General features: G+C 70.6%; 11 protein-coding genes. 10 read left to right on the forward strand and 1 reads right to left on the reverse strand.

What is annotated here, in order from left to right; all coding sequences use genetic code 11:
* The 4 genes from OG870_RS30200 to OG870_RS30215 are packed head-to-tail and all read left to right on the forward strand — an operon-like array spanning nucleotide 1 to nucleotide 3965.
* On the forward strand, nucleotides 1–924 hold the full coding sequence (locus tag OG870_RS30200) for an ABC transporter permease (protein WP_266521070.1): 924 nt from the start codon (nucleotides 1–3) through the stop codon (nucleotides 922–924).
* Nucleotides 917–1894: an ABC transporter permease gene (locus OG870_RS30205; protein ID WP_266589738.1), complete on the forward strand. Its 978-nt coding sequence runs from the start codon at nucleotides 917–919 to the stop codon at nucleotides 1892–1894. The genes OG870_RS30200 and OG870_RS30205 overlap by 8 nt, the downstream gene beginning before the upstream one ends.
* A gap of 9 nt (nucleotides 1895–1903) precedes the next feature.
* The gene (locus OG870_RS30210) at nucleotides 1904–2887 is read left to right on the forward strand and encodes an ABC transporter ATP-binding protein (RefSeq protein WP_266521072.1); all 984 of its coding nucleotides are present in this window, start codon (nucleotides 1904–1906) and stop codon (nucleotides 2885–2887) included.
* Nucleotides 2880–3965 carry an ABC transporter ATP-binding protein gene (locus OG870_RS30215; RefSeq protein ID WP_266521074.1) on the forward strand — a complete coding sequence of 362 codons (1086 nt, stop codon included), beginning with the start codon at nucleotides 2880–2882 and terminating at the stop codon, nucleotides 3963–3965. The genes OG870_RS30210 and OG870_RS30215 overlap by 8 nt, the downstream gene beginning before the upstream one ends.
* Before the next feature lie 111 nt (nucleotides 3966–4076).
* Here OG870_RS30215 and OG870_RS30220 read toward each other — a convergent pair whose 3' ends face one another.
* On the reverse strand, nucleotides 4077–6248 hold the full coding sequence (locus tag OG870_RS30220; RefSeq protein ID WP_266844070.1) for a S9 family peptidase: 2172 nt from the start codon (nucleotides 6246–6248) through the stop codon (nucleotides 4077–4079).
* A 176-nt stretch (nucleotides 6249–6424) separates the two neighbouring features.
* Between OG870_RS30220 and OG870_RS30225 the strand changes: the two genes are divergently transcribed.
* From OG870_RS30225 to OG870_RS30250, 6 genes are all read left to right on the forward strand, one after another.
* Nucleotides 6425–6619: a hypothetical protein gene (locus OG870_RS30225; protein ID WP_266521076.1), complete on the forward strand. Its 195-nt coding sequence runs from the start codon at nucleotides 6425–6427 to the stop codon at nucleotides 6617–6619.
* A gap of 69 nt (nucleotides 6620–6688) precedes the next feature.
* A complete protein-coding gene (mshB, locus tag OG870_RS30230) occupies nucleotides 6689–7546 on the forward strand; it encodes an N-acetyl-1-D-myo-inositol-2-amino-2-deoxy-alpha-D-glucopyranoside deacetylase (protein WP_266844067.1) in 858 nt (285 codons plus the stop codon).
* The gene (locus OG870_RS30235; protein WP_266521078.1) at nucleotides 7543–7953 is read left to right on the forward strand and encodes a DUF6113 family protein; all 411 of its coding nucleotides are present in this window, start codon (nucleotides 7543–7545) and stop codon (nucleotides 7951–7953) included. The genes mshB and OG870_RS30235 overlap by 4 nt, the downstream gene beginning before the upstream one ends.
* A gap of 154 nt (nucleotides 7954–8107) precedes the next feature.
* Nucleotides 8108–10363, forward strand: a complete 2256-nt coding sequence (locus OG870_RS30240) for a hypothetical protein (protein ID WP_266844065.1) — start codon at nucleotides 8108–8110, stop codon at nucleotides 10361–10363.
* 143 nt (nucleotides 10364–10506) lie between these two features.
* The gene (locus tag OG870_RS30245; protein ID WP_266521080.1) at nucleotides 10507–11436 is read left to right on the forward strand and encodes an ABC transporter ATP-binding protein; all 930 of its coding nucleotides are present in this window, start codon (nucleotides 10507–10509) and stop codon (nucleotides 11434–11436) included.
* Nucleotides 11430–12179 (forward strand): ABC transporter permease, encoded by a 750-nt coding sequence (locus OG870_RS30250; RefSeq protein WP_266589748.1) that lies wholly within the window; start codon nucleotides 11430–11432, stop codon nucleotides 12177–12179. Before OG870_RS30245 ends, OG870_RS30250 begins: the two co-directional genes overlap by 7 nt.
* Nucleotides 12180–12181 lie beyond the last annotated feature (2 nt).

The following is a 12181-nucleotide window of genomic DNA, read 5'->3' on the forward strand; positions in this document are numbered from 1 at the left end:
ATGGGACGGTACGTGGTCCGGCGTCTGCTCCAGATGATCCCGGTGTTCATCGGGGCCACGCTGCTGATCTTCCTGATGGTGAACGTGATGGGCGACCCCATCGCGGGCCTGTGCGGCGAGCGGCAGTGCGACGCGGCCACCGCCGCCCAGCTGAAGAAGGAGTTCGGGCTCGACAAGCCCGTCTGGCAGCAATACCTGACCTACATGGGGAACGTCTTCACCGGCGACTTCGGTACGGCGTTCAACGGCCAGAAGGTCACCGAGCTGATGGCGACGGCGTTCCCGATCACCATCCGCCTCACTGTCGTCGCGATCCTCATCGAGATCGTCATCGGCGTCACGCTGGGCGTCATCACGGGGCTGCGGCGCGGGAGCGCCGTCGACACCTCCGCCCTCGTCCTCACCCTCGTCGTCATCTCCGTCCCCACCTTCGTCACCGGCCTGCTGCTCCAGCTCCTCCTCGGCGTCGAGTGGGGCTGGATCAAACCGTCGGTCTCCACGGACGCCACCTTCGGCGAGCTGATCGTGCCGGGTCTGGTCCTCGCGTCCGTCTCGCTCGCCTACGTGACCCGGCTGACCCGCACCTCCATCGCGGAGAACCGGCGCTCCGACTACGTCCGCACGGCCGTCGCCAAGGGCCTGCCCCGACGCCGGGTCATCATCCGCCACCTGCTGCGCAACTCGCTCATCCCCGTCGTCACCTTCATCGGAACGGACATCGGCGCGCTGATGGGCGGTGCGATCGTCACCGAGCGGATCTTCAACATCCACGGCGTCGGCTACCAGCTCTACCAGGGCATCCTCCGGCAGAACACCCAAACCGTCGTCGGCTTCGTGACCGTCCTCGTCCTCGTCTTCCTGCTCGCCAACCTGATCGTCGACCTCCTGTACGCCGTACTCGACCCGAGGATCCGCTATGCCTGAGCAGTACGAGTCCGAGGGCGCCATCTCCTCCGCGGGCATGGGCGGCGCGATGGACCTCGCGGTGACCGAGGCGGAGACACTGGAGAGGACTCCTGGTGGCCCGGAAGGCACGGGCCCGGCGGAGAAGCCCCGCTCCCTCTGGTCCGACGCCTGGCGCGACCTGCGCCGCAACCCCGTCTTCATCATCTCGGCGCTGGTGATCCTCTTCCTGGTCGTCATCTCCATCTGGCCGTCGCTGATCACCTCCGGCAACCCCCTCAAGTGCGACCTCGCCAAGGCCCAGGAGGGCTCACAGCCCGGCCACCCCTTCGGCTACGACGGCCAGGGCTGCGACGTCTACACGCGCACGGTGTACGGGACCCGCGTCTCCATCAGCGTCGGCGTCCTGGCCACGCTCGGTGTCGCGCTCCTCGGTTCGATCCTGGGCGGGCTCGCCGGGTACTTCAGCGGGGGCTGGGACTCGTTGATGTCCCGGATCACCGACATCTTCTTCGCGATCCCGGTCGTGCTCGGCGGCCTCGTCCTTCTCTCCGTGGTGAGCAGCAACACGATCTGGCCGGTCGTCGGGTTCATGGTGCTGCTCGGGTGGACGCAGATCTACCGCATCGCACGTGGTGCGGTCATCACCGCCAAGCAGAACGACTACGTGCAGGCGGCCCGCGCCCTGGGCGCCTCCGACTCCCGCATCCTGCTCCGCCACATCGCGCCCAACGCGGTCGCCCCGGTGATCGTCGTGGCGACCATCGCGCTCGGCACGTACATCGCGCTGGAGGCGACCCTGTCGTACCTCGGCGTCGGCCTCAAACCCCCGACGGTCAGCTGGGGCATCGACATCTCCGCCGCCTCCGCCTACATCCGCAACGCCCCCCACATGCTCCTGTGGCCGGCCGGAGCCCTGGCGATCACCGTGCTCGCCTTCATCATGCTGGGCGACGCGGTCCGCGACGCCCTCGACCCGAAGCTGAGGTGAGTCGTCGTCATGTTGCTCGAAGTGCGGGATCTGCATGTGGAGTTCCGGACCCGGGACGGGGTCGCCAAGGCCGTCAACGGGGTCAACTACAGCGTGGACGCGGGGGAGACCCTTGCCGTGCTCGGGGAATCCGGGTCGGGGAAGTCCGTCACCGCGCAGGCGGTCATGGGCATCCTCGACATCCCACCCGGGAAGATCACCGGCGGTGAGATCCTCTTCCAGGGCAGGGACCTGCTGAAACTCAAGGAGGACGAGCGGCGCAAGGTCCGTGGCGCCGAGATGGCGATGATCTTCCAGGACGCGCTGTCCTCCCTCAACCCCGTGCTCTCCGTGGGCGACCAGCTCGGCGAGATGTTCGTCGTGCACCGGGGCATGTCGAAGAAGGACGCGCGGGCGAAGGCCGTCGAGCTGATGGAGCGGGTGCGGATCCCGGCGGCCAGGGAGCGGGTCAGGGACTACCCGCACCAGTTCTCCGGCGGTATGCGCCAGCGCATCATGATCGCGATGGCCCTCGCCCTGGAGCCAGCCCTCATCATCGCCGACGAACCCACCACCGCCCTCGACGTCACCGTGCAGGCCCAGGTGATGGACCTGCTCGCGGAGTTGCAGCGCGAGTACCACATGGGGCTCATCCTCATCACCCACGACCTGGGCGTGGTCGCCGACGTCGCCGACAGGATCGCCGTGATGTACGCGGGCCGGATCGTCGAGTCGGCCCCGGTGCACGACATCTACAAGCTGCCCGCGCACCCGTACACCAAGGGCCTGCTGGAGTCGATCCCGCGGCTCGACCAGAAGGGCCGGGAGCTCTACGCCATCAAGGGCCTGCCGCCCAACCTCATGCACATCCCACCGGGCTGCGCCTTCAACCCCCGCTGCCCTATGGCCCAGGACGTGTGCCGTACCGACGTACCGCCCCTGCACGAGGTGGACGGTCCGGACTCGGCCCGGCACAGCGCCTGCCACTTCTGGAGGGAGTGCCTGAATGGCTGAGTCGATTCTGCAGGTCAGCGGGCTCGTCAAGCACTACCCGCTCACCCGGGGGATTCTCTTCAGGAAGCAGGTCGGCGCGGTGAAGGCCGTCGACGGCGTGGACTTCGAACTCGGCCGTGGCGAAACCCTCGGCATCGTCGGCGAGTCCGGCTGCGGCAAGTCGACGGTCGCCAAGATGCTGGTCAACCTGGAGAAGCCGACGGCCGGGAACATCCGCTACAAGGGCGAGGACATCGCCAGGCTCTCCGGCAAGGCCCTGCGGTCCGTGCGGCGCAACATCCAGATGGTCTTCCAGGACCCGTACACCTCCCTCAACCCCCGGATGACGGTGGGCGACATCATCGGGGAGCCGTACGAGATCCACCCCGAGGTGGCGCCCAAGGGAGACCGGCGGCAGAAGGTCCAGGAGCTGCTGGACGTCGTCGGGCTCAACCCCGAATACATCAACCGCTATCCGCACCAGTTCTCCGGCGGCCAGCGCCAACGCATCGGCATCGCACGGGGGTTGGCGCTGCGCCCCGAGATCATCGTCGCCGACGAGCCGGTCTCCGCGCTGGACGTCTCCGTCCAGGCCCAGGTGATCAACCTTCTCGACCGGCTGCAGAGCGAGTTCGAGCTGTCGTACGTCTTCATCGCGCACGACCTGTCGATCGTCCGGCACATCTCGGACCGGGTCGGGGTGATGTACCTGGGGCGGATCGTGGAGATCGGCAGGGACGAGGAGATCTACGACCATCCGACGCACCCCTACACCCAGGCGCTGCTGTCGGCCGTTCCCCTGCCCGATCCGGAGGCACGTGAGTACCGGGAGCGGATCATCCTCGCGGGTGACGTGCCGTCGCCGACGAACGTCCCCTCCGGATGCCGCTTCCGCACCCGCTGCTGGAAGGCGCAGGAGCGGTGCGCGCTGGAGGTGCCCGCGCTCGCGGTGCCCGCGGAGTTCCGGTTCGCGAGCGGGCCGGCCGCGCACGACTCCGCCTGCCACTTCGCCGAGGAGAAGGTCGTCGTGCCGCCGGAGGAGCCGAAAGGACTGAGAGGACCTGAGGGACCGGAGGGGGAAAGCAACGGGCCGGGGTGACATGGCGACACCCCGGCCCGTTTACGGCACCCGCACGGCCGTACGTTGTTCAGCCTCGCGCGTCCGTATATCGGTATCGCTTCCCTGAAGTTGCCTGCTTGTTAACGCGGTTCATGGAGATTTGCGCGGCTGTGCGAGCGAACGCCGCAGGAAATCCAGCTGGAGCCGCAGCAGGTTCTCGGCGACCGACTCCTGCGGGGTCATGTGGGTGACGCCGGACAGGGGCAGCACCTCGTGCGGGCGGCCGGCGGCGAGCAGGGCCGAGGACAGGCGCAGGGAGTGGGCGACCACCACGTTGTCGTCGGCGAAGCCATGGATGACCATCATCGGGCGGTGCGGCTCGGCCGCGTCGACCAGGCCCGCGTCGTCGATGAGCGAGTTGCGGCGGTAGACCTCCGGCTGCTCGGCCGGGTGGCCGAGGTAGCGCTCCTGGTAGTGGGTGTCGTACAGGCGCAGGTCGGTGACCGGGGCGCCCACCACCGCCGCGTGGAAGACGTCCGGGCGGCGCAGCACCGCGAGCGCCGCCAGATAGCCGCCGAAGGACCAGCCGCGGATCGCGACCCGGCTCAGGTCCAGCGGGAAGTCGGCGGCGAGCGCCTGGAGCGCGTCCACCTGGTCCTCCAGGACGACCGCCGCGAGGTCGTCGCGGACCGCCTTCTCCCAGGCCGGGGAGCGGCCCGGGGTGCCGCGCCCGTCGGCGACCACCACCGCGAACCCCTGGTCGGCGAACCACTGTGACGTCAGATGCGGATTGTGGGCGGCGATCACCCGCTGTCCGTGCGGACCGCCGTAGGGATCCATCAGGACGGGGAGCGGGGTCGCACCGTCGTGATCATGGGGGAGCAGGACGGCGCACGGGATGCGCCGTGCGCCCCCCTCGGTGAGGATCACGCGCGGGGACATACCGGGATCTTCGGCGTACGAAGTGATGGTCGCCGCGCTTCCCGGGCCTCCGGCCGACGGGACCCCCGGCTCCCTTCGGCCGCTGTCGCGAAGGATCTGCACGCGGGCGCCCGGCCGGTCGAGCGAGGCGGACACCAGCACGGTCACGCCTCCCGCCCGTACCGCCGAGTGCACGCCGGGCTCCCGCGAGATGCGCTCCAGGCCCAGTTCGTTGACGCGGTAGACGTGCACCTCGCCGGTCTCGGGGGCGTCGGCCTCCGCGCCGGCCGACGCGGAGATGAGCACGTCGTCCGAAGTGACGTCCAGCACCGCGCGGACATGCAACTGCGGTCCCGTCAGCGGGCGTTCACCGACCGCGAGAACCCGCGCGCCCCCCTCGTCGGCGATGCGCACGAGCTGCCCGGACGGGCTCCAGCAGGGCGCACCGGGGAAAAGATCAAGCCAAACTCGATCTTCGTCCGCGTGTACGAGCCGGGTCTCGCCCGTCTCCGGGGACACCGCCAGGAACAACTGGCTGCGCTGGTCGCGTGCCTGGACGAGCAGCAGCGGCGCACCCGCGTCCGACCAGTGCACATGGGCCAGGTACGGATAGCGCGCCCGGTCCCAGAGGACCTCCGTGCGCACCCCGTCCAGGCCGATCACGAACAGCCGCACCTCCGCGTTGTCGGTGCCCGCCGCCGGGTAGGCCACCTGCTGCGGATCACGCTCCGGCTGAGCCGGGTCGGAGATCCACCAGCGCGCCACCGGTGTGTCGTCCACGCGTGCCACCAGCAGCCGGTCCGACTCCGGCGACCACCAGAAGCCGCGTGAACGGCCCATCTCCTCGGCCGCGATGAACTCGGCCAGTCCGTAGGTGACGTTCTCCGACTCCGGCTCGGCGAGCGCCCGTTCGTCCTTTCCCTCGGCGCCCACGACCCGCAGCGCACGGTGTGCGACGTAGGCGACGTGCCGGCCGTCGGGGGAGGGGCGCGGGTCGATCACCGGTCCGGCGGCGGGGAGTTCACGTGCCGTGCCGGCCCGCAGCTCGGCCGCGAAAAGCCGCCCCGACAGCGCGAAGGACGCCAACTCCACGGCCGCGTCGGTGGCGTAGCCGACGATGCCGGCGCCGCCCTCGCGGCTGCGTTCGCGGCGCGCCCGTTCCTCCGGGGGGAGGTCCTCCGAGGTGCCACCCAGCAGGGCGCGCGGGTCGGCCGCCACGCGCTCCCCGCCCTGCGCCGCATCGAGGACCCACAGGGAACTCGCCTTGTCCGTACCGGAGGTGGAGCGCAGGAACACCACACGGGCGCCGTCGGGTGCCACGGTGAAAGCGCGCGGCGCGCCCAGCGTGAAGCGCTGGGTGCGGGCGTGCCGGCGGGGGAAGGAATCGGGCCTCGTCGTCATGGACCGACCATATTGGCCATGCGCCCCCTTGTGCGGCCGTGCGCCGAGCGATGCGCGCGTTCGGATAGTTATGATCACTAGCGCATAGTGGGTATGAACCTGCTGGTTATCGCATGGATTTATCTGCCCCCTCAGTCCGACCCCCGCGCTCTTGGGACCTTTGGAGGTGAGCCGCCGTGGCACTCTCGATTTCGGCGGTGGTGCTGCTGGCGATCGTCGTCTTCCTGTTGGTCAAGAAGTCAGGCTTGAAGGCGGGGCATGCGGTCGTCTGCATGCTGCTCGGCTTCTATCTGGCCTCCTCGACCATCGCTCCCACGATCAGCGAGCTGACGACGAACATCGCGGGGATGATCGGCAGCATCAAGTTCTGACCCCCGGGCTGAAAGTTCCGACCCCCGGGCTGCGTGGTGCTGTCGGTACCGCCTCGTAGGGTGGGGTCCATGACGGAACTGCCAGCCCGGCGTCTGCTACTGGTGCACGCGCACCCGGACGACGAGTCGATCAACAACGGCGCGACCATGGCCGCGTATGCGGCCGGGGGTGCTCACGTGACCCTGGTCACCTGCACCCTCGGTGAGCGCGGCGAGGTCATCCCGCCGGAGCTTCGGCACCTCACCGGCACCGCCCTCGGCGAGTACCGGCTGCGCGAGCTCACGGCCGCCATGCGTGAGCTCGGCGTCGAGGACTTCCGTCTGCTCGGCGGCCCGGGCCGCTACCGGGACTCCGGGATGATGGGCCTCGCCGACAACGACGACCCGGCCTGCTTCTGGCAGGCGGACGTCGACGAGGCGGCCCGGCATCTCGTCGAGGTGATCCTGGAGGTACGCCCCCAGGTCCTCGTCACCTACGACGACAACGGCGGGTACGGCCACCCCGACCACATCCAGGCCCACCGGGTCGCCATGCGCGCCGCCGACCTGGCCGCCGAGGCGGGCCGGCCGATCCCCAAGATCTACTGGAACCGGGTGCCCCGGTCCGTCGCCGAGGGTTCCTTTGCCCGGCTTGCGGAGGATCTGCCCGCTCTGCCGTTCTCCAAGGCCGCCGTCATCGACGACGTACCGGGTGTCGTGCCGGACGAGCGGATCACCGCCGAGATCGACGGCACCGCGCACGCCGCCGCCAAGGCCGCCGCGATGCGGGCGCACGCCACACAGATCGAGGTGGCGGAGCCGTACTTCGCGCTCTCGAACGAGCAGGCGCAGCCCCTGTTCACCACCGAGTGCTACGAGTTGGTGCGCGGGCCGGACGGGGCGGCCCGGGAGACCGATCTCTTCGCCGGGACCGGGGAGGCGTCATGACCGAGCGGGGCTCCCTGCTGGCCCAGCCGCTGCAGCGGCCCTCCGCCTGGCGGACGTTGTTGTACGTGGGTCTCTTCGTGCTCGGCCTGGTCGTCGGCGCGGCCGGTGCGCTGGTGCAGGCCGGCTGGTTCCCGGGCGGGCTGCTGCTCGCGCTCGCGGGCGAGGCGGGCCTGTGCCTCGGCGGTGGACGGGCCACCGGCAGCCGGGGCGGGTCCATCGCGCCCGCCGCCGCTTGGATGATCGCCGTCATCCTGCTCACCGCCAGCAGACCCGAGGGCGACTTCCTCTTCGGCGCAGGAGGCGGCTCCTATCTCTTCCTGCTCGGAGGAATGGCCGTGGCTGTGATCTGCGCCACCCTTGGACAGGGGCGGCAACCAGGTGGCCGTGACGTCCGACTTGGGAAGTGACGTACTACTTCGCCATTAAGTCTGCGTGCGAGTCCCGTGTGGGTTTCCCGGGCGGTCATGGGATACGCGCCAGAAGTGGCCAGTATGGTGGTGCGCGCCGCCGAGCCGCCCGTGAGGTTGTGTCGGGCGGCGGAGCCAACCGGGAGAACCTGCCTTGAGTCGTGAAACTGACACTCCGTCCTCCGGGCCCAACGGGCGCGGCGGAGCCGCATACCCGTCGGGCACGCCGCCGTACGGGACACCCACGGCTTCCGACGCCGGTACGGATGCGGGCCGTTCGGCCGCGCAGCCGGAGGACCGCAAGACCGAGACCACACTGACGACCCGGATCCGGATCAACATCCCCGGGTCGCGGCCCATTCCGCCGGTCGTCGTGCGTACGCCCGTCGCGGACACCGAGGCCTCCGACGAGGCCCCGCAGACCGAGACTCCTGCGCCGGGCGTGACCCAGGCCATGAGCACGGTCGAGTCCCCGGCCGAGCCCGCCCCGACCGCGGAGGAGAAGACCAGCGACTGGTTCGCGCCCCGCAAGTCGGGGCCGGGCCCGGGCGGTCAGGGCGGCGGCGCCACCAACGGGGCCGGTCTGCCGGGCGGTTCGGGTACGCAGGGCGCGCCCGCCGCGGGCGCCGGGGCTCCTGGCGCGGGCGCCGCTCCCGGCAGTGCACGGCCGGGAGCCGGTCGTCCCGGCGGCGTGGTCGGCTCCATGAGCGTGCCGGGCGGCTCCCGCCCCGGTGGCGCGAACGGCGGTGCCCCGCGCCCCGCCGGGACGAACGGCGCCGGGCTGCCCGGTGCGACCGGCGGGCCGGTGGCTCCCGGGCACGGCGGTGGCACCGGTTCCTTCGACGTCACCGAGGCGCTGGCCGCGGGACCGCTCGGAAACAGCTCGCGTCCCGGCGGCGAACCGCGTCGCGACGACCTGCCGTACTTCTCGGAAGGCGAGCACGGCGCCCCGAACGGGCCGGGCGGCCAGAGCGGCTACGGCGGCCCGGGCGGCGCGAGCGGCTTCAACGGTCCGGGCGGCCACGGCGGCCCTGGCGGCGCACAGGGTCCCGCGGGCCCGACCGGCGGACCGGTCATGGGCGACAGCCCCCTGACCGCACCTCTCGGCGGCCCTCCCCTCGGCGGCGCTCCCCTCGGTGGCGCACCCGGACCCGGCGCGCCTGCCGGACCCGGCGGCATGGGCGGCCCGCACGGCGCCGGTCTGGGCCCCGGTGGCGGCCTCAGCGACGACACCGCGATCCTCACCCCGCAGAAGCCGGCCCCCGGGCCGGGCACGCAGGGTTACCCGGCCCCCGACAACGTCTCCGGACACACCGTCACCAGCAGCATGCCGGTCGTGCCCACCGACGCCAACTCGCCCTTCGGGCCCGGCGCCCACACCGACGGCCCGCTGCCGCACACGCCCCCGAAGCTGCCCGAGCCGGTCGCACAGAACGTGCCGGCGTCCTCCGCACCCAAGAAAAAGAAGAAGGGCCGCAACAAGCTGGTGCTGGTCGGCACCGGCGTGTTCGTCCTCGGCGGTGTCGCGTACGGCACCGGGCTGCTGATGAACCACTCCGACGTGCCCAAGGGCACCACCGTGCTCGGCGTCGACATCGGCGGCGGCACCCGCGACGACGCCGTCAGGAAGCTCGACGAGGCCTTCGGCGACCGGGTGAACAAGCCGCTGAAGCTGTCGGTCGGCGGTGACACCGTCACCCTCAAGCCGGATCAGGCGGGGCTCCAGTTCGACGAGCAGGCCACGGTCGCCGCGGCCGCGCAGAGCGACTACAACCCGGTCTCCGTCATCGGCTCCCTCTTCGGCAACCACCGCGTCGTCGACCCGGTGATGCCCGTCGACGAGGAGAAGCTGACCGCGGCCCTGAAGTCCTCGGCCGGCGGCTCCGGATCGATGACCGAGGGCACGATCGAGTTCAAGTCCGGCAAGGCCGTCGCCGTCTACGGCAAGGCGGGCAAGGGCATCGACGTCGCCAAGTCGACCGAGGCGGTCGAGGAGGCGTACCGCAACCAGGTGGAGACCGACGCGACCTCCCCGGTGACGGTCGCGACGACGACCCAGCAGCCGTCGGTGAGCAATGCCGAGGTCGACCGTGAGATGAAGGCGTTCGCCGAGCCGGCGATGTCGGGCCTTGCCACGGTCAAGACGGACACGGGTGTCTCGCTGCCGCTGAGCCCGCAGAACTCCCTGTGGAAGTTCCTCAGGGTCGAGGCGGTCAACGGCAAGCTCGTCGACAAGCCGGACCTCGCCGCGCTCAAGCAGCTCTACGGCGGCCAGTTCAACGGCGTCCTGATCACTCGGGGCACCGGCAAGAAGACGGCCGTCACCCCCCAGGACGTCTATGTCGCCCTGCGCCAGGCACTCCTGAGCAAGACCAACAGGGTCGGCGTCATCGAGTCGAACCCCAGCTAGCGGCACAGCGCACGAGAGGGCACCCGGCACCCGTCGGGTGCCCTCTCGTCGTATGTCACCGCCTTCGGCATGACATCTGTCATCCGGCAGTCAGGACCGCCGACACTGCCGCGGCAGGGGCCTGCGCGGCCACGATGGTGCACATGACGACGACAGCGACGACGACCGCCACACAGGTCGTCGGGTTCGAGCAGGTGAGCAAGACCTACGGGACCGTGCGGGCCGTGGACGGGCTGACGCTGGCCCTGCACCCGGGGGAGACCGTGGCCCTGCTGGGGCCCAACGGGGCCGGCAAGTCGACCACCCTCGACCTGCTGCTGGGCCTGAAGCAGGCCGACAGCGGCACGGTCAGTGTCTTCGGCACCAGCCCGCGCGAGGCCATCGTCGCCGGCCGGGTGGGCGCCATGCTGCAGAGCGGCGGGCTGATGGACGAGGTGACGGTCGCCGAACTGGTGAAGCTCGCCTGCGACCTGCACCCCAAGCCGTACAAGGCCGGCGACGTCCTCGCCCGCGCCGGTGTCGCGCAGATCGCCGACCGCAAGGTCAACAAGCTCTCCGGAGGCCAGGCCCAGCGCGTGCGCTTCGCTCTCGCCACCGCCGGCGACAGCGACCTGATCGTCCTCGACGAGCCCACCACCGGCATGGACGTCTCCGCCCGCCAGGCCTTCTGGGCCACCATGCGCGAGCAGGCGGACCAGGGCCGGACCGTCCTGTTCGCCACGCACTACCTGGAGGAGGCGGACGCGATCGCCGACCGGGTGCTGGTGCTGCACCGGGGGCGGCTGCTCGCCGACGGGACGGCGGCCGAGATCAAGGCGAAGGCGGGAGCCAGGCGCGTCGCCTTCGACCTGGAGGGCACCATCGACGAGGCCTCTCTGCGCGCTCTTCCCTTCCTCACCTCCCTCACCGTCAGCGGCCAGACCGTCCGCATCCAGTCCGCCGACGCCGACGCGACCGTGCACGCCCTCTACGGCCTCGGCGTCTACCCCCGCAACCTCGAAGTCGCCGGGCTCGGCCTGGAGCAGGCCTTCGTCGCCATCACCGCCGCCGAGGAGGCCAAGCAGTCATGCTGAATACATTTGCTTCGCGGGCCCTGATCAAGCTGGAACTGGCACGCGCCCTGCGCAACCGCAAGTTCCTGTTCTTCTCGGTGATCTACCCGTCGGTCATCTTCCTGCTGGCCTCCAGCCAGACGGGCACCGTCGACGGCACCGGCCTGAGCGTCGCGTCGTACGTCATGGTGTCCATGGCCTCCTTCGGCGCCCTGACCGCGGTCCTCATGGGCAACAGCGAGCGCATCGCCAAGGAGCGGGAGAGCGGCTGGGTACGGCAGCTGCGGCTGACCACGCTGCCGGGGCGGGGCTACGTCCTCGCCAAGACCGCCAGCGCCGCCGTCGTCAGCCTGCCGTCCATCGTGGTCGTCTTCGTGGTCGCCGCCGCCGTCAAGGACGTACGCCTGGACGCCTGGCAGTGGCTCGCCCTCACCGGCGCGATCTGGGCCGGCAGCCTGGTCTTCGCCGCGCTCGGCGTCGCCATCGGCTACCTCGCCTCCGGGGACGCGGTCCGCCCGATCACGATGATCATCTACTTCGGTCTGTCGATCCTCGGCGGCCTGTGGTTCCCCTCCACTGGCTTCCCAACCTGGCTGCAGGACATCGCCAAGTGGCTGCCCACGCACGCGTACGCTGCCCTGGGGCGCTCCATCGAACAGAGTCAGGCCCCGCACGCCCAGGACATCGCCATCCTCGTCGCCTTCTTCCTGCTCTTCGCGGGCGGCGCGGCCTGGCTGTACCGGAAGGACACGCTGAAGGCGTGAGC

The organism is Streptomyces sp. NBC_00461, assembly GCF_036013935.1.
Lineage (GTDB): Bacteria > Actinomycetota > Actinomycetes > Streptomycetales > Streptomycetaceae > Streptomyces.